The 20,225-nt window shown below is 69.3% G+C and carries 16 protein-coding genes; 3 read left to right on the top strand and 13 right to left on the bottom strand.

The annotated features are described in order from the left end of the window. Positions 1-33: 33 nt before the first annotated feature. From IEZ17_RS16005 to IEZ17_RS15950, 12 genes are all read right to left on the bottom strand, one after another. Positions 34-1,629 carry a class I adenylate-forming enzyme family protein gene (locus IEZ17_RS16005; protein ID WP_189300626.1) on the bottom strand — a complete coding sequence of 532 codons (1,596 nt, stop codon included), beginning with the start codon at positions 1,627-1,629 and terminating at the stop codon, positions 34-36. Further along, complete coding sequence (locus IEZ17_RS16000; RefSeq protein ID WP_189300624.1) at positions 1,626-2,201, bottom strand: hypothetical protein; 576 nt, start codon at positions 2,199-2,201, stop codon at positions 1,626-1,628. The genes IEZ17_RS16005 and IEZ17_RS16000 overlap by 4 nt, the downstream gene beginning before the upstream one ends. Continuing rightward, positions 2,198-3,424, bottom strand: coding sequence for a beta-ketoacyl-[acyl-carrier-protein] synthase family protein (locus tag IEZ17_RS15995; RefSeq protein WP_189300622.1), 1,227 nt, complete (start codon positions 3,422-3,424; stop codon positions 2,198-2,200). Before IEZ17_RS15995 ends, IEZ17_RS16000 begins: the two co-directional genes overlap by 4 nt. Beyond that, positions 3,421-3,678, bottom strand: coding sequence for an acyl carrier protein (locus IEZ17_RS15990; protein ID WP_189300620.1), 258 nt, complete (start codon positions 3,676-3,678; stop codon positions 3,421-3,423). The genes IEZ17_RS15995 and IEZ17_RS15990 overlap by 4 nt, the downstream gene beginning before the upstream one ends. Before the next feature lie 115 nt (positions 3,679-3,793). Next, positions 3,794-5,233, bottom strand: a complete 1,440-nt coding sequence (locus tag IEZ17_RS15985) for a class I adenylate-forming enzyme family protein (RefSeq protein WP_189300618.1) — start codon at positions 5,231-5,233, stop codon at positions 3,794-3,796. A gap of 55 nt (positions 5,234-5,288) precedes the next feature. Next, complete coding sequence (locus IEZ17_RS15980; protein WP_229852301.1) at positions 5,289-6,776, bottom strand: UbiD family decarboxylase; 1,488 nt, start codon at positions 6,774-6,776, stop codon at positions 5,289-5,291. A 132-nt stretch (positions 6,777-6,908) separates the two neighbouring features. Further along, on the bottom strand, positions 6,909-7,631 hold the full coding sequence (gene fabG, locus IEZ17_RS15975) for a 3-oxoacyl-ACP reductase FabG (RefSeq protein WP_189300863.1): 723 nt from the start codon (positions 7,629-7,631) through the stop codon (positions 6,909-6,911). 527 nt (positions 7,632-8,158) lie between these two features. Continuing rightward, a complete protein-coding gene (locus IEZ17_RS15970) occupies positions 8,159-10,072 on the bottom strand; it encodes an ArnT family glycosyltransferase (protein WP_189300616.1) in 1,914 nt (637 codons plus the stop codon). Between the two features lie 53 nt (positions 10,073-10,125). Next, positions 10,126-11,166 carry an NlpC/P60 family protein gene (locus IEZ17_RS15965; protein WP_189300614.1) on the bottom strand — a complete coding sequence of 347 codons (1,041 nt, stop codon included), beginning with the start codon at positions 11,164-11,166 and terminating at the stop codon, positions 10,126-10,128. A 49-nt stretch (positions 11,167-11,215) separates the two neighbouring features. Further along, the gene (locus IEZ17_RS15960) at positions 11,216-11,698 is read right to left on the bottom strand and encodes a poly-gamma-glutamate biosynthesis protein PgsC/CapC (RefSeq protein ID WP_189300612.1); all 483 of its coding nucleotides are present in this window, start codon (positions 11,696-11,698) and stop codon (positions 11,216-11,218) included. Then, the gene (pgsB, locus tag IEZ17_RS15955) at positions 11,695-13,044 is read right to left on the bottom strand and encodes a poly-gamma-glutamate synthase PgsB (protein ID WP_189300610.1); all 1,350 of its coding nucleotides are present in this window, start codon (positions 13,042-13,044) and stop codon (positions 11,695-11,697) included. Before pgsB ends, IEZ17_RS15960 begins: the two co-directional genes overlap by 4 nt. 19 nt (positions 13,045-13,063) lie before the next feature. Then, positions 13,064-15,289, bottom strand: a complete 2,226-nt coding sequence (locus tag IEZ17_RS15950) for a HAMP domain-containing protein (protein ID WP_229852300.1) — start codon at positions 15,287-15,289, stop codon at positions 13,064-13,066. Positions 15,290-15,993: 704 nt separating this feature from the next. Here IEZ17_RS15950 and IEZ17_RS15945 point away from each other — a divergent pair. Continuing rightward, entirely contained in the window at positions 15,994-17,247 is a 1,254-nt protein-coding gene (locus tag IEZ17_RS15945) for an alpha/beta hydrolase family protein (protein ID WP_189300606.1), read from the top strand. Positions 17,248-17,417: 170 nt separating this feature from the next. Further along, complete coding sequence (locus tag IEZ17_RS15940) at positions 17,418-18,989, top strand: DUF5722 domain-containing protein (protein WP_189300604.1); 1,572 nt, start codon at positions 17,418-17,420, stop codon at positions 18,987-18,989. On the opposite strand, the gene IEZ17_RS15935 is transcribed toward IEZ17_RS15940, so the two are convergent. Further along, a complete protein-coding gene (locus IEZ17_RS15935) occupies positions 18,974-19,177 on the bottom strand; it encodes a hypothetical protein (RefSeq protein WP_189300603.1) in 204 nt (67 codons plus the stop codon). The two genes, IEZ17_RS15940 and IEZ17_RS15935, sit on opposite strands and share 16 nt — an antisense overlap. 265 nt (positions 19,178-19,442) lie before the next feature. On the opposite strand from IEZ17_RS15935, the gene IEZ17_RS15930 reads away from it, so the two are divergent. Further along, the gene (locus tag IEZ17_RS15930; RefSeq protein ID WP_189300601.1) at positions 19,443-20,066 is read left to right on the top strand and encodes a helix-turn-helix transcriptional regulator; all 624 of its coding nucleotides are present in this window, start codon (positions 19,443-19,445) and stop codon (positions 20,064-20,066) included. Positions 20,067-20,225 lie beyond the last annotated feature (159 nt).

Below are 20,225 nucleotides of genomic sequence, written 5' to 3'. Positions count from 1 at the left end.
GACTCGCCCGAGGGACCGGCAGGCAGCCCGCCCTCACACCCGGAGTTGGAACTTGCGTACCTTTCCCGTCGCCCCTGTGGGAATCCGGCTACCGGCGATGCGGACGTTCTTGACGGTCCGGGCGACGGCGGCGTCCAGCAGCCCGAGGATGTGCGTCTCGTAGTCCAATTCGGGGTCGCACTGAGCCTCGGGGCGGAGCGTCAGCAGAATCTCGGTGTGCGGCTCACCGTCGACGTCGGAGGCGACCACCGTGCAGTCGAGGAGGCCGGGGCATCGGGCAAGGATCTGCTCTTCGACGAGCGTCGTGTAGATCCGCGTGCCGGTGGCCGTCTGTATGGCGTCGGCCGTCCGGTCGACGTGGTAGTAGTAGCCGGCACCGTCCCGGTAGCCGAAGTCTCCTGTGAGGTAGAACCCGTCGTGGTGCGATCGATAACTCCGGGCCGAATCGTTCCAGTAGCCGGCGAACAGCGTGGGTGACCGCACGGCCAGCTGGCCGACGGAGCCATCGGGCACCGGGATTCCGTCGCCTCCCAGAACCCTGACTTCGGCGAAGGAGTGGGGACGTCCGATGCACCGGTTGTAGTGGTCGGTGTCCGGGCGGTGGATGATGGAGAACTGTGAGTGCCCCATTTCCGAGGATCCGAAGCCGTCGACGAATGACGACCCGTCAACGGTTCGACGTCCTCGGGATGTTGCCTCGTCATGCCGGCCGAAGCCGATGAGGCGGCGGATATGAGCCTCGTGCGCGCTGTCTCCGGTGTTCCACCAGGCGCGTACCGAACGCAGTTGGTCGTGCGAGGGACTCAGGGCCAGAATCTCCACCCAGGTGCCCGGGAACCCGTAGACCCCGGATGGCCGCCATCGCTCGATGGCTTCGAGCGCACGCCGGCCGCTCTGGGACGACAACTGGAGGAACTGCGATCGGTTGCACAGCGCCGAAAGCACCGCGGCCAGCATGGAATTGTGCATCGGCAGAACGCTGAGCATCCGTTCGCTGCCCTGCGCGCGCGGTCGCCTCAGCCAGTGCCGCAATCCGGCGAACAGGCTCGCATGCGTGGAGATGACGGCCTTGGGCATCCCGGTGGTGCCGGAGGAATGGGTGAGGACGACAGGGTCATCGGCGCGGTGCCGATAGGGCGGGATCTGGGCCTCCGGGTGCTCGTCGGCCAGGTCCTCGACGGCGTACAGGCGGGATGCACCCAGGTCGTACGGTGACCACACCGTCCGGTGAGCCGGGTCGGCGAGAATCGCAGTCGGCTTGATGTGGCGCAGGTAGGCGACGCCGGTGCCCTCGTCAAGGCGGTTGTTGACGAAGGCGGGGATGGCTCCGAGGCGGTTGGCCGCAAAAAACGTCAGGACGTAGTCGGGTGCATGTGCCGAGCAGACGGCGACCACATCCCTTCTGCCGATGCCGTGAGCGTGCAGCCAGCCGGCGCGGCGGGCGATGCACCGGTCCAGCTCGCCGAGCGACAGTGTCTGCCAGGCAGGTTGCGCGTCGGTGCGTGTGTCGAAGGTCAGGGTGGGTTCGTCGTGTTCGACCCCGTGGTCGAGGAGTCGTTCGATGACGTTGCCGGCGCCGAGTTGGGTGTCCGTGGCGAGGACGCCGCGGATGCTGCGGGGGCCGCTCATGGGGTCTCCTGGGGTGCGGCGTCGGATGGGGGACGGGGTTCGGTGGTGAGCAGGAGTGCGGTTGCTTCGTAGTGCTCGGCTCGGGTGTCGGTCGGGTCGGTCAGGATGATCAGGAAGCGGTTGGCGTCACCGTCCTGGGCCAGGCAGGCGGCTACCGCGATTCCCTCGTCGAGTGGTGGGCCGACCGGGCTGAGGGAGACCACCGGTCCGTCCAGGCCCCAGCGTGGGGCGATGTGCCCGATGACGGAGTTCGGGGTGGAGGTGCCGAAGATTCTGGGCGGCACCCGCTGCCCTTCGTCCACGGCCTGGGCGTAGGTCCGTGCGGTGGGGATGTCGCCGAGGATGCTCACCAGGATGACGGCCGTATGGAGGGCTTGTGCGGTGTCCGGCGGTTGATGGTGCAGGCATGCTGCCGCGGCGGCGGCAGTTGCCGGGCTGAAGGTCGAGCCGGTGAATCCGCGCAGGGGTGGCAGTGGCTCGCCGGTTGCGGCGGGCGCGTGTCCTTGACTGCGCAGGCTCAGGCCGGCTTCGGCGATGCGGTCGGCGGCCGGTTGCGAAGGCCGTAACGTCATGGTTGCGCCACCACCAGCGCGGTGTTGGCGCCGCCGAAGGCGGCATTGAGGCTCAGGGCGTAGCGGGGGGTGGTGGTTGTCTGTGGCGGGTTGAGTACGAGGTTGAGGGTGCAGGCGTCGTCGGCTTCGAGGAAGCCGGCGTTGACGGGCAGTCGTCCTTGGTCCAGGGCCAGTACGGTGATGATGAGTTCGAGCATTCCGGCCGCTTCGAGGGCGTGGCCGTGCACGGATTTGGTGGAGCTGACCGCCACCTGGGAGGCGTGGGTGCCCAGGGCGCGGTGCAGCGCGGCGCTTTCGGCGGCATCGTTGTGGACGGTGCCGGTGCCGTGTGCGTTGACGTAGTCGACCGCGTCCGGTGCTACGCCGGCCCGGGTCAGTGCGGTGGTGATGGCGCGGGCCATGCCTGTGCCGTCGGGGTGGGGGCGGCACATGTGGTAGGCGTCTCCGGTCCGGGCCCAGCCCGCGAGGCGGGCCAATGGCTGGGCGGCGGATCGCTGTGCCGCGTCCTGTGATTCCAGGACGATGGCTCCGACGGCGTCTCCGAGGAGCAGGCCCCGGCGATGGGCGCTGAAGGGCCGGATGTGCCCGTCGTCACTCATCGCCCCCGCCGCGAAGATGCCATAGCCGTCCGGGTCGACGAGGTAGCCGCTTGCGACGACCGCGCGATCGGTGTCGCCATGGGCGATGGCGGAGGCGGCTTCTGCCACGGCGGTGCTCGAGGCCGTGCAGGCATTGGTGTAGACGCGTTTGGCGCTCAGCCCGCAGCGTTCGGCGAGGACGGATGCCGATCTGCGGGCCCCGCCCGTGTGGGGGTCGACGGTGTTCCTGCGGTATTCCTCGTGGTCCTGTTGAACGGCGAGGTACAGGGGTGTGGTGCCGTGGCGTGGACTGTCCAGGCCGGCCGTCGAACAGGCCAGGTCGATCGCGGTGGCGAGTTCGTCGAGCAGTGGTCCGGCGTCCTCGTACACGGCGGCGATTCCGTGGTGGTCACTTCTCGTTCCGAAGCGTCGCACGGGGTGGAAGGCATGCGCACCGTCAAAGGCCTGCTTCAGCAGCGGCTCGGTGCCGCGTCCGAAGCCGGAGAGTACGGCCAGGCCCGTCACCATGACGGGGTTCCGAGGGACGGCCGGGCCGCTTCGGGCCCCGTATCCCGTTGCCGTCCGTTCGAGGGGTGACGGGGCGACGGGCGGTGCGGCCGAGGGATCCGGCGCAGGTGTCGTCATGCCGTCTGCCGTCCTTCGTGCGCGGCGAGTGCGGCGACGAACGCGCCGACCGTCAGGCCCGCCAGCTCCTCGACTTCGTCCTCCTCGACATGGATGTGGAAGGTTTCTTCGGCCCGCATGAGGACCTCTGCGAGGCTGAGCGAATCGAGGTCCAGTCCGTCCGGGCCCAGCGGGGTCTCGTCACGGACCTCGTCGATGTCGTAGTTGAGCCCGGTGAGGACATCGACGACGAACTGCCGTGTAATCGTGGTCATGGTGCGGTGTTCTCCTGGTTCGGATGGGTCCGGAACGTGTCCCGGACGTTCGGTGATCATTGGTGTGCTGTCACACGCCCGAGCTGAAGTCGCTGCCCGTGTCCCTGGGTCCCGCTCAGTCCGTCTCGCCGGGCCTTCTGGAACGTGCCACGGCGGTCTGCAAGGTGTGCTGGGAGCGGACGAGTTTGCCGCTCGACGTGCGCGGGAGCTCCGGCATCAGGTACAGCGCGCGGGGGCGCTTGAAGACGGCAAGCCGGGACCGCATCTCCCGATGGATGTGGTCCGGATCTGTGCCGGGCGCCACGCCCAAGTAGGCGGTGATGCGTCTGTCGAACAGTGCCACTGCCTCGCGCACCCCCGGCAGCGCGACCAGCGTCTGTTCCACCTCGGTCAGGTCGACCTTCAGACCACCGATGGAGATCTGGGAGTCCAGACGGCCGACGATCGTCACCGCACCGGTGGACGGATCGTGAGTGGCCGCATCGCGAGTGTGCAGCCATCCCTCAGACCAAGGTCCCGCTTGCCCGGTACTCAGGTAGGGGTTTGACGGTGTGCCGATGAGGAGTTCACCCTCGTCGATCCGCACCCGGACACCGGGAGCAGGCGGGCCGACGGCCGGGCGATGCCGGCCGAGTACGTCCAGGGCGACCAAGCCCGTTTCGGTCGTTCCGTAGCATTCCCCGAGCCCTATCCCGTAGAGCTCGGTGAAGCGCTGTGCGATGTCGGGGCGGATCCTTTCGCCGCCGGTGACAGCGCGGGCGAGCTGAGGAAGGTGCGCCGATTCGCCCCGGGCGGTGAGCAGTTCGAAGTGGAAGGGCACTCCGAGCAGAGTGGCCGATTCCGGCCTGCATGCCACCGCCTCGACGATGGAGGCAGCGCTGACCCGCTCCGGCAGGGTGAGGAGGACACCCGTGTGCAGGCTGTGGAGCAGTCCCCCGACCATCCCGAATGCATGGGCGATGGAGCTGAGTTGAACGATGCGTTCGCCTCGGCCCGGCATCCCCTCGATGCTCCGGTACCGGTCCATTTCCTCGACGAGACCGGAGACCGTCCGACCGATGATCTTGGGACTTCCGGTCGAACCCGAACTCAGCTGGACGAGTGCGTGGTTGCTTTGGGCCGGGACCCCCGCCAACCGGTCGTAGCGGGCCGTGACGTCAACATAGCCCCGAAGCAGAGCGGTGACCGTTTCATCGGGCGTTACCGACACCTGCGGCCTGATCCGGTTCAGTGCGGTGTCCGTCTCCCGGCCGGTCAGCCGGTGGTCGACAACCGTCACCTGGGCGCCGATCCGCCACGCCGCGAGCAGATGCCCGATGTAGGCCAGCGACGGGGGCAGCCGCAGCACCACCGAACCGCCGCGCACCAAGCCGGCGTTCTCCAGGTGCTGTTGGAAGCATTGGACCGTGGAGCGCAGCGCGGCACCGTCCACGACCTGGCCGAGCTGGAGCACCGGCTCCTCATCCGGTCCGGCAAGCAGCAGCTCATCCACCCAGGCGGACGTCCCGGTGTCTCGTCCGTCGGCCCGTTGGGACGCGGACGTCGCAGAGCTCATGTCTCAGCGGTCCTTTCGGAGATGTTCGTGCCACCGGACACGGACGAAGGACCTGTCAGGTTGTCCATTGGTCGATGACCTTCCGCTGGAGGTCCTGGGGGTAGCAGTGCGCGAAGGAGCTGCGTCGCAGACGGCCTGCGTCGGGCGGCGGCAGGAGGCAGTCGTACAGGGCCTTGGGACCGCTGGCCTTGGCGCGTTCGGTCTCCGTGTAGCAGGCCAGCAGGGGGACGATCGGTCCGGTGCGGAGGTGGTGCCCCTGGGTGGGGTGCCATCGGGTCGCCAGCGCCCAGGTGAGCTGACCGGCATCAGCAGGATCGATATCGTCGTCGAGGACGAACGTCCGATTGAGCCAGACCGAGGCCCGGCACGAACTGAGCGCATCGGCGATGCGCTCGACCAGGTCATGCGATGTCGTCCCGGGCAGCGTCTCGCGCCAGGTGTCCGGCACCGTGATGGCGGTCCAGTGGTTCGCGCTTTCCAGAGAGGACCACACCGTCGTGATGGGCAATCCCGCCCCGCGCAGATGCGCAAGGAGCTCGGCGGCAAACGGGATCCCGAACGCCGTATGGAACTCATCGACCGGCTGCCCCTCGACAACGTGCGGCCACAGCGGGTCATCCCGATACGTGATGGCCTCGATCGCGTAGCACGGCTGCTCACCACCGCGCGCGGGGATATAGCCCGTGAACTCGCCCATCGGCCCTTCGTGCGCGTCCAGGGTGGGCGAGAGGTGACCCTCGATCACGATCTCGGCGTTCGCGGGCACCATCAGGTCCACCGTCTCGCACCGCACGACCTCGACGGGCCTGCCGGTCAGAGCGCCGAGGAAGCCCGCTTCCTCCACACCGTCCGGCAGCGGCATCCCCGTCACAAAGGGCAGGGCAGGGTCCCCACCCTGAACCAGCGCGTACGGCATCGGCTCGCCGCGAGCCGCCCACTGCTGCCACACCTGGTGCACATGCTGACCCGGGGAGACCAGCCCGGTCATGCGTTTGCCATCGATCATCATGATCCGCGCGATCGACCAACTGGTGAAGTCACCCCCAGGCGTACGGGCAACGATCGCACCCCAGGTGTTGACATACCTGCCCCCATCCCCACCGTGCAGCAAAGGAGTAGGGAAACCCTCCAACGACGCCTCCGCACCGAGGAGAACATTCTCCTTACACGGCCCCGTCGCGACCTCCACCGGAGCAATCGCCGACCGCATCCTCGCATCGGCGATATGCGCCACGATCTGCTGCCCGGACGCATCCACCGGAAGCCCCAGACTCAGCGCGACACGAGCGAACGGATGCTCCGGATCCGAACTGAGCGCAGCAGGAGCACCAAAGACACCACGCCCCGGAGCCACGCCCTCCAAAGACGTGAAGAGCGGAGCGGGAGCACGCGTCTCATAACTTCGACGAATGATGGCACCCAACTCCAGGTGCGGATCCACCCGCCGCCTCACATCCACCACATCCCCACGGTCCCGCAGAGCTGCGATGTATTCACGTAAATCACTCGGGCGCTGCATCCCACCCGCCTCCCACATTCCCATAGCCGTTACTGTCGGACGACACCGCCAGGCGCCTCAGAACCATTCCCACCGACCTACGGAATCCCGCTCCACCACGACCCGATTCCGGTACCGATGCCGTAGTGCACCGCGCCCGTCTCCGGTCCAGGAGCGTCAGCACCCCATTCCAAGGCCGCCATCGACGGGGATCACCGCGCCGGACACATACGCTCCGGCCTCGCCGGCCAGCCAACTGACCACACCGGCCACGTCTTCAGGGGTGCCGGCCCGTCCCAGGGGAACTTGCTCGATCACTTCGGTCCGGTGGGACGGTGAGAGCACTGCCGTCATTTCGGTGTCGATCCACCCGGGCGAGACGACATTTGCCGTGATGTTCCGCGGACCCAGCTCGCGTGTAATGGACCGGGCAAGACCGATGAGAGCCGACTTACTGGCCGCGTAATTCGCCTGGCCGGCCGTGCCGGACGTGGCGGACACGGACGAGATGAAGATCATTCGCCCCCAACGCGCACGCAGCATCGCGGGCGTCGCCCGTCGCGCACAGCGCCAGGCACCAAACAGGTTGGTGTCGACCACCCCGTGGAACTGGTCCTCGCGCATCCTCATCAAAAGCGCGTCGCTCGTCACCCCCGCATTCGAGACGAGTACCTCCACCGGCCCGATGGCCTCCTCGACCGCGGTGAAAGCGCGGTCGACATCCTTCGGGTTCGTGACATCGCAGGTGACACCGAATGCCCCTGCCGGCCCACCACTTCCGCGATGTGTGACGGCGACGCGGTGCCCTTGCGCGAGGAGCTGCTCGGAAATCGCCAGACCGATCCCACGATTCCCCCCTGTCACAAGCACTGTCCGAGAAGAGGGAGTGGAGGGAGACAACTGCACAAGGACTCCTGAAGAATAGACTGGCCGGCCGCCTACCCCGTGCGCTCAGGCGTGCCGATTACCCACCCCACCACAAGCGACGAAGCCTCGATGGTCGCTGACCTGTCGAGACGCCCGAGACGGGCGGATCGTGCCCTGGCTGTCACCGCAATTGTCGGGGCGCTCCCACGGCCCCGGCACGGCCGAAGGGGCGGCCACCCGAGAGGTATTGGCGCCCGAAGGGGCGGCCCCGTGTTCCGGCGCGAATGTGCCGGTCGTGTCCCGGAGTCAGTGGCACACCCGCGATTCGGCACCCACCATTTCCGCTCCGGTGCCCGGCAGCAAGGCTCGATTCCCGGCTGTGCGTTCCCGGCAGCCGCTCTCAGGTCACTGCGTCCCTGGCGAATCCCTGCGCCGCAGGGCTCCGGTGGTCCCACTGGTGTTCCGGGACATCCGGCGACCGGCGTACGCCGCGGTCGCCGGACGCGTCCGCATCCCGCTGGCCACGGTCACGTCCCGTCTGCACGCGGCACGGAAACGGCTCAGTCCGCGGCCGGTCGGGCGCAGTCGTAGAGGGTGAAGCTTCCGTCCGAGGTGCGGCCGTAGGCGCTGGGAGGGATACGGGTGCAGGTGCTCCGCACCCAGACCGATGCCCGTGTGGACGGGCGGCGCGTGGTCAGCAGGGCGTACCGCAGTTGGTGGGTGGACACCAGGTCACTCAGCCCCAGTGGGGTCGGATACGGGGTCAGGCCGGTGAAGCCGCCCATGACCAGCATCGGTTGGGAGGTGGCGCGCAGCAGCGGCTCGGCGCCGTAGGCGGCTTGGGTGGCGAGCAGGTACTTCTCCCCGGAGCGGTGCGCGGAAAGGTATTTCAGCAGTGCGGTGTCCCGCGCGGACGGTTTGCTCAAGGGGTTTCGCAGGATCTTGGGCCGGTGGTGTGCATCGTGGTAGCCGGGTCCGACCGGTCCGGCCAGTGGCTCGATGGGGGATCCGGGGTACCGCGGGTCCAGGCAGGAGGCGGCCCAGACAGCCGGGGCGAGCAGTACGGCCACCAGGGACGCTGCCATGGCGCTCTGCACCGCGCCTCGCGTGGTGTCCGGCCCGCTGGTCCACAGTCCGACGGTCCCGCACAGGCCGAGCATCAGCACCACCGGCAGCAGCCAGGGCGCGAATTCGCTGTGCGAGCCGTCGATAGCCGCGGCCCACAGTGCGGTGAGCCCGATCGCGACGGGCAGCGCCGCTCGACGTCGGCCACCGGCACGGTACTCCGACAGGAGCACGGCGCCTCCGCCACCGGTCAGCGCGGCGAGGGACGGGGCCAGTACGGCGGTGTAGTAGCCGTGGTTGCCGTTGGAGTTGCTGAAGACCACGACGTGCACCACCAGCCAGCCGCCCCAGAGCAGGAACCCCGTCCGCAGCGCATCGGTGCGCGGCAGTCCGGTGCGCCACCACACGCCCAACGCCAATACCAGTACGGCGAGCGGCAGGAGCCAGGCGATCTGCGGACCCACGCTCTGGTTGACCAGCATGGTCCAACCGGTGTTGCCGGTGGTGCGGCTGGCGGCGGTGCCGGCGACGGCGCCCAGCGCATGCGGGTCGTGGCCGAAGCGGCTGAGCCCGTTGTAGCCGAAGGCCAGGGTGAAGGGGTTGTTGTTGGTGGTCCCGTCGAGGTAGGGGCGGTTCTCGGCAGGGGTCACCCACATCAGCAGCAGCCATGAGCAGGAGACGACGAGGGTGGTGATTCCGGCGAGCAACATCCGCCGGGCACGCTCCAACCGGGAACCGGGCGCCGCCAGTTGGTACACCGCGGCGAAGACCGGCAGGACGAGCCATGCCTGGAGCATCTTGGCCTGGAAGGCCAGCCCCACCCATGTTCCGCAGATGAGCAGCGGCAGCAGTCTGCCGGTGGCGACGGCCTTGTGCAGCGATCCCGCCGCGAGGACCAGCAGCAGGACGAGCAGGGTGTCGGGGATGGTGTGCCGGTTGAGCGCGACGGTGATCGGGGTGAGGGTGAGGACCAACGCGGCGAGCAGCCCTGCCGTGGGGCCGGCCCAGGCACGGACGACCCGGTGCAGCGCCCAGACGGCCAGTACGCCCTCCAGGACCTGCGGCAGTACCACCACCCAGTTGTGCGGTCCGAGGAGCATGACGGAGAGGGCCTGCGGCCACAGCGCACCGGGGATCTTGTCCACGGTGATCGATCCGCTCGGGTCGAGTCCGCCGAAGACGAAGGCATGCCAGTTCGCCGCCATGGACCGCACGGCCGCGCTGTAGTACGGGTGCACGCCGGCACGGTCGATGCCCCAGGTGTAGAGCACCGTGGCAGCTGCCAGGATCAGCAGCAGGGCCCACGACTCCCGGCTGATGGTGGTCCGTTGCCGGCGTTTGGCGTGGACGGCGCGCCTGATGCGCCGGCAGCGGTCGGAGGTGGCTCGGGTGAGGGGAGCGGTGGCCATGGCGGGGTCTCTCGCGCGGGACGGGATGGGATGCGGTGCGGGCTGCGTCGGCTTCACAGACGGCGGGCCATGCGCAACCCTTTGGCGTAGAAGCCATGGCCGTCAAGCGTCGCCCGGCCCGCCAGGTCGCCCATGGTGGGCCCGTTGGCCTTCGAGCGGCTGGAGTAGAAGCGCGGATGCCCGTCGTCGTCCGGCCCCAGGTACATGCCGCAGTGGTCGATGCCGTGCGGCCTGCCGATGTCGATGGCGAAGAAGACGAGGTCGCCGGGGAGCAGCAGACCGATGTCGGCAGGCCGTTCGCCGGTGTTCGGGATCAGCAGCACGCCGGGCGCCCGGGTGGCGATGGCGTAGGCCCGGCGGGGCAGGCCGATGCCCTGGCTGTTGGTGGCGTGCATGGGGTATCCCATGCGGTAGCCCCAGACCAGGCGCATGAAGCCGGAGCAGTCCACGTCGCCGTAGCGCTCCTTCTCCGGGTGCTTGCGGGTGCCGTCCGGGAAGGTCCAGGGAACGCCGAGGTAGTCGTAGAAGTCGGACTTCTCGTCGCGGTAATGGAACGACTCCGGCGAGTTCCCGGGAACCTGCGGCCCGAAGTGGGCCTTGCCGGCGTAGCGCAGGCCCGATGCGGTGTGCTGGTCGTCTGCCCCGTCGCCGTATTGGAAGGCCACGGCGAGGGCGTCCGGACTGCGGTCGGCGAGAGCCTTGGGGAACCACTCCCGGAACCAGCGGGTTCCCTCCGCGCCCTTGCTCCATCCGGCGCCCATCAGCCGTACCCAGGCATCGCTGTGCACCACCGCGCCGGTGGTGCGCGGCTCGCTCCAGGTGCGGGTCGGGCCCGTCAGCAGTGCGGTGCGCGCGCCGTCGGTGAAGGTGGCCAGCACCCGGCCGTCGGCGGCGCGCGCCACCGTGCGGGCGGGCGCGGCAAGGCGCTCGAAGTGGAAGCCACCGGTCGGTATCGGGACGTCACCGTCCGGTCTGTCGCTTCGGGAGTGCTGCCATGCGTAGCCGCCGATCGCTGCGGCGGCGGCCAGACCGGCGGCGGAGCCCAGGATCTGACGGCGACTGGGCCGGCGGGGCTGGTCGGGGACAGTGCCCATGGTGACCTCCTCTACGTGCGGACGGGTGGGGCGGACGCGGGCGCCTCGGTCAGCCGACGGGCAGCGCCCCCATCAGCAGCCCGGCAACGAGCACCACATACGTGCCGAGGGTCACCGCGGTGGTGGAGATCACGGTGGCCGCCAGCGGTTGGCGAACCAGCTGATAGGCGATCAGGCCGGGCACGATGAAGCCCAGGGTCTGAGCGGTGTAGAGGAGCGGGAACTCGTGCTGGAGCGCGAGCATCACCGTGGTCTGGAGCACCACCGCGGACAGCACCACGGCGGCGAACAGCCGCTTGCCGTAAAGGATCACATGCCGCTGGAGGAACTTGGTCGCGACGAGGGTGAGTGCCGTGACGCCGATCACCATCGCGGCCCGGACCACGTCGGTGACAAGGGTCAGCGCCAGCCAGCCGGGGGTGATCATGCCGCCGGGAGAGAGGTTGGTGGTCAGATAGCAGACCAGCGCGAAGACCAGTCCGAGGGCGATCCCCAGTGCTGCGGTCTGCGGAGTGACGTTGACGGGGATCACAGCGGCGTCCTTGTGGGCTCGTGCCGAACTTCGGCAAGGGCAGATGAGGTGCTTGGTACGGGCGGGCCCGGGGTCGGGGTCGGGGTCGGGGCGTTCAGCGGCGCCACCCAGCGGTACGGCTCCAGCTCGGGCGCGTGTGCCACCGGAAGCGGCTCGTCGGTGGGGTCCGCGGGCAGCCTGCCGAGGTGTTCCAGGAACAGTTCGCCCTGGCCGTGGATGTTGCCGACGGCCACCAGCGAGGAATCCGGGCCCAGTTCGGCGAGGAGGGCGCGGGTCAACTCCTGTGCGTCGCGCCGGTCGCCGCCCAGGTCCACCACCCGGCCCGACGACCAGTCCGACGGGATGGCGTCGCGGGCGCTCTTGGTCGGATGCCCTATGAGGAAGACCGTCTCCGGGGCCAGGTCGGGGACGATCGCTCCCATCTGCCCATTGCGTTCGACCCGGTCGGGGCGGCAGTTGATGACCATGTTCAGCGGGCGGCGGATCGCACCGAGTTCCTCCAGCTGACGGACGTTCATCAGCGTCGACTCGGGGTCGTTGGCGGCGAAGACGTTGGCGAAGCGCAGCCGCTTGCCGTCCGGTGTGCGGTAGCGCTCGACGGAGAGCACGCCGGGGTCCGGCGGCGCGTCCCACATACCGCGCAGTGCGGTGGCCCGGTCCACACCGAGCAGTTCGGCCACCGCCAGCGCGATGGCGACGTTCTCCTTGAAGGTGAACCAGCTGAACCCGCGGAGCTCCTCGTCGGTGACCGACTCCGGATCGACGGTGATCAGGCGGCATCTCCGTTTGTCCGCCTCCTCCTTGAGGATGTGCAGCCGCTCCTGCTCGGCGGTGACACAGACCCCGCCGACCGGCATCGACCGGGACAGCGAGCGGGCCACGTCGTCCAGCGTCGGACCCATCTCGTCGAGGTGGTCCTCGCGGACGTTGCACAGCACCCCGATGGTGGAACGGATCAGCTTCTCCTGGTTGATCTCCTGAAGCGCGGGCATCACCGCCATGCACTCGATCACCAGGGCGTCCGGCCGGTACGCCGCCGCGCGCCGGACGATGCCGATCTGCTCGACGACGTTCGCGATGCCCAACTTCCGGTACACCGGCTCCTCGGTGGCATCCGGGTGGATGAAGCGGGCGGCGGTGCCGGTGGTCTTGGCCACGGTGACCAGTCCCCCGCCGCGCAGCGCGCCCGCGCACAGCCGGGTGATCGAGCTCTTGCCGCGGATGCCGTTGACCAGCACCCGAGTGGGGATGTGCGCCAGCGCGGCGTAGTGGCGACGCTGCTCCAGCACGCCGGCGACCAGCAGCACGGTACAACTCAGCAGCAGCACAACGTAGAGGAAAAGCACGTCAGTTGATCCTTCACTGCTACGGCGCGCTGTCGCGCTGGGACGATGGGGCGATGCCTGGGGTCAGGTCGGCTTGTACGCCACGGTCCCGCTCCACCAGTGCCTGCCGGAGCAGTTCCAGGTTGCGCGTGACCGAGCCGCACTCGTCGTGGTGGACCGGGTACAGAACGGTGCGACGGTCGCCGTCGGCCAGCCGCTCGGCGCATCCGGTGAGGGCACGCAGCGGCCTGACCACCACGATGTGCAGCCAGCTCAGGCAGGCGACGCCCACCGACAGGGCGAGCAGGCCGGCCAGCATGGTGCGTGCCTGGATCTCGTATGCCGCCAGTCTGAGCGCGGCGGCGGGCTCGGCGGAGACCACCTGCCAGCCGAGTCCGGCGGCAGGCCCCGCCTGTGCCAGTGGCGCGGCGGCTGCGACCGACAGGCCCTCGCCCGGCGCGGTCCCCGCGTCCAGGACGCCCGATGCCGGGCTGCCCGCGCTGCCGGGCGCGGCGTCGGTCCTGGCCACAAGGCGGGTGAGGGCCCGGCTGGGAAGAGACTGGAAGGCCCGAAAGCCGGTACTCGCCGCGAGCACCCTGTGGTGCTCGTCGGTCAGCCACACCTTGCCGAGCCCCGGCCGCGCAACCAGGTCGTTCAGCGCGTTCACCCCGATCTCTGCGACGACAGCGGCCGGGGTGGTGCCCGCTGCGCGCTGGGCGTTCCCGGCCGCCGGTATCTGTGCGTAGGCGACGATCGCGGGGATCTTGCCGGACGTGGTGACCTGGGTGATCCCGCGGCCGGTCGGCGCACGGCCGAGGGTGTGCAGCGGCTGCTTGCCCGCGCGCAGCACGACGGCGCCGGTGCGGTCCAGCACGTACAGCGACCGGTAGGTGGGATGGCCGGCGTGTTCGCGCCGCAGAACCTCCGTCGCCCGCTCCGGCGACGCATGGGAGATGGCGGATGCCACCGCCTCCAGGTCGGCGCAGCTCTGACTCAGGGACTGCCGCACCCGGTCGGCGGCGGCCTCGGTGCGTGCCTGCTGGTCGGCGACGGCGGTTGCCGGTACGGCCTTGTCGGCAGGTGCGCGGTTGAGCACGAACAGCAGCGGCACTGCCCACACGGCGATCACCAGTGCGCAGACAACGACCAGAGACCGGAGGCCGGGCCGGCGTCGCACCGGCCGCACCGTCTCCGGCCCCGTCTCGCCGAGCAGTTGGCGGCGTATCGACTCCAGCGCCCGGCCGACCCTGCCGGGTTCGCCGAACGCGGCAACCGGCACCGGCCGCGCCAGTTCCTTCTTCGCCTCGGACGTGTCGCAGACACCTCTGGCCAGTCGGGCTGCGGACAGGTGCAGTCGCAGCAGCGGAAGCTGCACGGTGCCCCACAGCGCCACGGTGACCAGCGCGGCGATCACCACCAGGATGCCCGCGGCCACGAGGGCGAACCATGTGTGATCGGCTCCGCCCTGCGCCGGAGCCACATCCCTGAACGTCAGCATCGTCAGGCCCAGGCCGGAGCTGTCGTCCTTGCCGTCCACCGCGGAGACCGATGCCCACCCCGCGACCCTGCGCAGCCCGTCGTGGCCGTCACCGAGCATGCTGCCCGAGCGATTCCCGGCGTGCCGACCGGCGTTGGCGGCGTCCGCCGCAGCGGCGGGCCCGGTGTCGTCCCCGGTGTCGGGTGCCGGCGCAGTGCCGGTGGCGGAGGCGGAGGCGAGCACCTTTCCGTCGCGGCCCACCAGTTGACCGGTGCGCCCGCCTCCGTACACCACGGGGGCCGCGGCCTTTTCCGATACGACCAGCAGGAGTTCACGTTCGCCGGCGCCCTGGTCCCCCGCCCCGTCCGGTGTCTGATCGTGGTTCTCGTCCTGCTTGGCGCCGGGAGCGGGGACGGCGACCCGGGCGAAGAGCAACAGCCGCGGCTCGGCACCCGCTGAAGGGACCAGCCGGGGCGCGATGTTCGCGGTGCCGGACCGCGCCAGGGCCACCGCATCCGCCCCGGTCAGCGGAACCGTTTCACCACTGGCGGCCAGGGGTTTGCCGGTGTGCGGGTCGAGCAGCGATCCGCCCAGCGCAGGGGGCCCGGCCGGGAGGAGGGACCGCAGGACGGCCGCCGGCGGGCTGCCGTCGGCGGGCGTGACCGACGCCGCAGCGCGGCGCACCGCGGTGGCTCTGGCGTCGAGGGAAGCCCTGACCGAGGAAGCGGCGTCCTCGGCGATCCGGCGTTCCGCGTCGGAAACGGCCTGGGGAACGTCCTGTTCATGCACGGTGCCGAGACCGAGTGTGGGAAACACGGCAACTGCCAGCAGCGTGCAGAGCAGCGCGGCGATCGGCGGACGGACCCCTCCGAGCAGAGGCATGTCGGCGCGGCGACGGGCGCGATGGGGACGGGGCGAGTGGGCAACCGTGTGCAGGGCAGCGGTCCTCTCGGCACGTGGGGGATGGCCATGCAGCAACCCGACCAGTATCGGTACTGCGTTCACACGATAATCACAAGTCCGTTCCCTCTGCGCTCCCACATACGAGTCCAAACGGGACCTGTCCCCTCAACTCGGTCGAGAAAAAGGCCGTTCACACATCTCCGACCTCATCGAGCAGTGAGCGAAATCGCCAACAATCCCCCACGCACGCCCCATCGAGGCCCCCGCGGAGCCGAGCGCCACACCCCACCCCAGGGCTTTGCTACTGCTACCGACCTCACGAGGGCGCCAAACACGGGACATCGATAGCCGGCCACCGTCACGCTCGGACATTTCCCCCGCACGTATCCCATATGGGCACTCGACAAGCGCCACTCGGCGCACATTCCACGTCCGGAAGCGCGGCACGGGCCATCGTCACCAACCGTCCAGGAGTGAGAACTCTCCGCACAATCAAGGGCGTTGGCTTGGCCATGGCAAACTACCTATACGATGTGCGCCAGCCGATCGCCGCTCATCCGGCGATTGCCCCCACGGATACGAGGCTGCCCATGAAGCATGCGCGAAAGCGCCAGAGCCGGTTGCGCGCCCGGGTCGCCGGCACCACAGGAGCACTGGCCGTCATCCTGAGCGCCGGGGTCGGGACCGCGAGCGCCGCGGGAAAGACCACCGGGACAGCCGTGGCCACGACGGCGCCCGAGGGCACGCCGCAAGCCCCGGGCCAGCTGACTCTCCCCGCCCCGACCGGGCCCCATCGCGTCGGAACGGTCGACCTCCACCTGCGCGACACGTCGCGCGCGGATCCGTGGGTACCGGGAAACCAACCTCGCGAGCTGATGGTGTCGTTGTGGTACCCGGCCACGCACACCAGCCGCTATCCCGCTGCGCCCTGGATGCAGTCCGCCGCCGCCGCCCACTTCCTGGCCGGCCGTCAGATACCGCCGGGCGCGGTGACCCTGCCCACCACTGCCGGCCACACCGGCGCCCCGGTCGACCACAAGGCCGGCAAGTTGCCGGTGCTGCTGTACTCAACCGGCCTGCACGGGGACCGCTCGATGGGCACCGCACTGGCCCAGGACCTGGCCAGCCGCGGCTACTTGGTCGTCACCATCGACCACACCCACGACGCCAGCGAGGTGGAGTTCCCCGGCGGGCGGGTCGAGGTGAACACCATGCCGCAGGGTTCCCACGCATCCCACACCATCGCCGTCCGGGCGGCGGACACCCACTTCGTCATCAACCAGCTGGCCGCGATCGCCCGGGGCCACAACCCGGACGTGGACCACAAGACCCTCCCCCACGGGCTGTTGAAAGCCGTGGACATGCACCGCATCGGGATGTTCGGCGCTTCCCTTGGCGGAGGGACGGTGCCCGCGGCCATGCACGCGGACTCCCGGATCCGCGCCGGAGCGAACCTGGACGGCCAACTCTTCGGGTCGGAGATCAACAAGCCGCTCGACCGCCCCTTCCTGATGTTCAGTTCCCAACACCACAACCGCAACGACGACAAGAGCTGGGCGAGGTTCTGGCGGCACCTGCACGGAGAGCGGTTCGACCTGAAGCTGCGCGGTGCCGAGCACAACTCCTTCACCGACAGCGAGGTCCTGCTTCCCCAGGCGCCGGGTGCCTTCCATCTGACCCCTCCCCAGCTGGTGCAGATACTGGGCACCATCGCCCCCGACCGCGCCATCGAAATCCAACGCACCTACCTCGCGGCCTTCTTCGACAAGGAACTGCGCCACCACCACAGCCATCTGCTCGACGGCCCCTCGCACCATTACCCCGAGGTCGCCTTCGTGCGCTGAACCGCCCGGAGGTCCGCTGACGTACCGCCGCCCCGGCGCGACGGTACGTCGCGGATCCGCGCTCCACGCTGCACGGGATGCGTTGACCCCCGTTCTTCTAGGGTGAGTTGATGCGGCAGTGACGGTTCACCACGACGCCCGGTGCGCAAGGCGAGCGTGAAAGGAGAGTCATGGCCAGACCAGCCCGGCATCTCGCCGCCCTCGTGCTCCTCATCTTGGCCCTCGTCGTTCCCGAGGCCCTCCAGGCCACTGCCGGTGCCGAGACGGCTCCGCTGCCGTACCCGACACGGTCCGACTACCGCATCAAGGGCATCCAGCCGGACTTCTGGTCCAGCAAGGACGAGATCGCCGGCAACAACACCGGCGGCGTGTCCATGAACCTCGTCTGGGCGGACTGGGAGCGGAGCGCCAAGGCGGCCCCGTGTTCCACCGGTGACCAGGAGTTCGACGGTCGCTGCTTCACGATCCGGCCGGAGGTGGACTCGGCCATCAAGGAGTGGACCGACCGGGGAGTGGTGGTCACCGCCATCGTCTTCGGCACCCCCGGCTGGGCCCGCCAGGGCCGACCCTGCGATCCCGCGCCCGGCTACGAGCTGTTCTGCGCACCCGGCAACCCCGCAGACTTCGGACGGTTCGCGGGGATGCTGGCCCAGCGTTACGACGGACTCCACGGACACGGCCGGATCGCCGACTTCGTGGTCGACAACGAGGTCAACACCAACACCTGGTTCAACATCGGCTGCGGCCGGGGCAAGCCCTGCGACACCGCGCAATGGCTCGACCAGATCGCAGCCAACTACAACGCCGCCTATGACCGCGTCACCGCCCAGCAGCCCACCGCCAAGGTACTGACCTCGCTGGACCACCACTTCGGCACGGCCTATGACCTGCCGTCCGACAACAACGCGATGCTGTCCGGGATGACCGTGCTCAAGGGACTGGCCGCCCGGACGGGATCACGCCAGTGGCGGGTCGCCTACCACCCCTACGCCCCGGACCTGTTCAAGCCCGCCTTCTCCGCCGATGACTTCCCCAAGGTCACCTACGGCAACATCGGCGTAGTGGTGGGCTGGCTTCGCCAGCAGTTCCCCCACACCCCCTCGGCCTGGACGATCCAGCTCACCGAGAGCGGCATCAACTCCGGCGACGGCTCCAGCGAGTCGCAGCAGGCCGCAGCCGTCTGCGACGCCTTCCGCAATGTGCTCGGCACGCCGGACATCGAGAGCTACATCTACCACCGGATGCAGGACAACCCCGCCGAGGGCGGCCTCAGGCTCGGCCTCCGCAGGCAGGACGGCTCCGCCAAGCCCGCATGGTCCACGTGGGCTCTGGCCAACCGCAACGACCTGCCCTCGCCCCAGCTGTCCTGCGGCTTCGAGCACCTGCCGTACACCCTGCTGCGCCGCGGCTACCGTCCCGACCGGGGGCACGTCGCCTCCTCCCGGCTGCTGCCGCCCGGCTTCACCCAGGAGCAGACCTGGAAGCTGCTGCGCCACCAGGCACCCGGCACCACCATGCTCTACGAGTGCAAAACGGCCGGACACACACTGCTCACCCAAGACCCCGGCTGCGAAGGCCAGTTCCCCATGGGGCCCGTCGGCTACATCCACACCGGCCAGGTGAGCGGTACCGTACCCCTCTACCGCTGCTACATCCCCTCCAGCGGAGACCACTTCGTATCCAGCGCCGCCGGCTGCGAGGGCCACACCAGGGAGTCCGTGCTCGGCTACGCGTTCCCCTGACACCAGAAGTCCTGGACGTCCTGCCCGTTGATGAGGACCTTGCCCGTCTTCACGGCCGGCTGGTGGGACTGGTCTCCTTCGGCCGCGTCCCGAAACCCGGCACCGATCAGGTCGACGGTCCCGCTGCTGACCTTCCACGGGCCGATGGCCTGCCCTGCCGCGTACTCGTCGAAGTTCTTCGGCTTCACCGTCGGGTACTCGAAGCCGTCGTCGTCGAAGTGGCTGACGGCGGCCGGCGACGCGAGGCGGCTCGCCTGGACGCTGCTGTGCGCCGGAGCCGCCCTCGCAGTGCCTGAACCGCCAAGAAGGGCGACGCCGCGCGGCGTTCGGGCGGCTCCGGCAGCGTCGACCGCGTGTTAAGTCCACGTTGAGTGGTGGGTCAGCGCGCTCTGCACCCTTGTCTCACGGGACGCCGCACATCGCCGGCGTCGAGGGGCGCAATGAGGAGCACGGATGGATCGGATACCGGTGTGTGTCCGGGCGGATGACCCGATTTCGCAGGTCGGTGTGGTGGGCGCGCTCAGACCACGGCCAGAGGTGCAGGTGGTCGCCGAAGCGGACCTGGACGAGGCGAAGGTGGTTCTGGTCGTCACGGCCGGGGTGAGCGAACACAGCCTGAAGGTCCTGCGGTCGGTCGGCCAGGAGAGCACGGCGCGGTTGGTGCTGGTCACCACGGAGATCGACGAGTCCGAGCTGGTGACCGCCGCGGAGGTGGGGGTGGTAGGGGTGGTCCGGCGTGGCGAGGCCACCCCCGAGCGGCTGGTCACGGTGGTCCGTTCGGCCGCTGCGGGAGAGGGCGCCGTACCACCGGACCTGCTGGGCCGGCTGCTCGGCCAGGTCGGCCGGGCGCAACGTCAGGTGCTGGGGCCCCGGGGGCTGACCTTCAACAACCTCACGGCGCGGGAGTCGGAGGTGTTGCGGCTGGTCGCCGAGGGGTTGGACACCGCCGAGGTCGCCACCAGGCTCGCGTATTCGCCACGAACGGTGAAGCAGGTCCTCCACGACATCCAGATCCGCTTCCAACTCCGCAACCGCTGCCATGCCGTCGCCTACGCGATGCGGCACGGCCTGATCTGATGACGGCCGCGCGGATCACCACCGCGCATTCCGGAAACCGGAACACCTCTCAACTTCCTTGTGCAGAAAGAAAGTTGACCCGGCAGTGGAAATCCCCGGATCCGGGGAACACCGCTGCGCCCGGTGACTAAGGTGGCTGCCCCCGGTGGCGATGAGGCG

The sequence above is a fragment of the Streptomyces albospinus genome (assembly GCF_014648695.1).
GTDB lineage: Bacteria > Actinomycetota > Actinomycetes > Streptomycetales > Streptomycetaceae > Streptomyces > Streptomyces albospinus.
The sequence above is the reverse complement of the archived record's forward strand: the minus strand, read 5'-3'. Positions and strand labels throughout refer to the sequence as shown.

Excerpts from the sequence above, each read along its gene's own strand:
- IEZ17_RS16005 (WP_189300626.1), bottom strand. The coding sequence starts at position 1,629 with ATGAGCGGCCCCCGCAGCATCCGCGGCGTCCTCGCCACGGACACCCAA.
- IEZ17_RS16000 (WP_189300624.1), bottom strand. The coding sequence starts at position 2,201 with ATGACGTTACGGCCTTCGCAACCGGCCGCCGACCGCATCGCCGAAGCC.
- IEZ17_RS15995 (WP_189300622.1), bottom strand. The coding sequence starts at position 3,424 with ATGACGACACCTGCGCCGGATCCCTCGGCCGCACCGCCCGTCGCCCCG.
- IEZ17_RS15990 (WP_189300620.1), bottom strand. The coding sequence starts at position 3,678 with ATGACCACGATTACACGGCAGTTCGTCGTCGATGTCCTCACCGGGCTC.
- IEZ17_RS15985 (WP_189300618.1), bottom strand. The coding sequence starts at position 5,233 with ATGAGCTCTGCGACGTCCGCGTCCCAACGGGCCGACGGACGAGACACC.
- IEZ17_RS15980 (WP_229852301.1), bottom strand. The coding sequence starts at position 6,776 with ATGGGAATGTGGGAGGCGGGTGGGATGCAGCGCCCGAGTGATTTACGT.
- IEZ17_RS15970 (WP_189300616.1), bottom strand. The coding sequence starts at position 10,072 with ATGGCCACCGCTCCCCTCACCCGAGCCACCTCCGACCGCTGCCGGCGC.
- IEZ17_RS15965 (WP_189300614.1), bottom strand. The coding sequence starts at position 11,166 with ATGGGCACTGTCCCCGACCAGCCCCGCCGGCCCAGTCGCCGTCAGATC.
- IEZ17_RS15945 (WP_189300606.1), top strand. The coding sequence starts at position 15,994 with ATGAAGCATGCGCGAAAGCGCCAGAGCCGGTTGCGCGCCCGGGTCGCC.
- IEZ17_RS15940 (WP_189300604.1), top strand. The coding sequence starts at position 17,418 with ATGGCCAGACCAGCCCGGCATCTCGCCGCCCTCGTGCTCCTCATCTTG.
- IEZ17_RS15930 (WP_189300601.1), top strand. The coding sequence starts at position 19,443 with ATGGATCGGATACCGGTGTGTGTCCGGGCGGATGACCCGATTTCGCAG.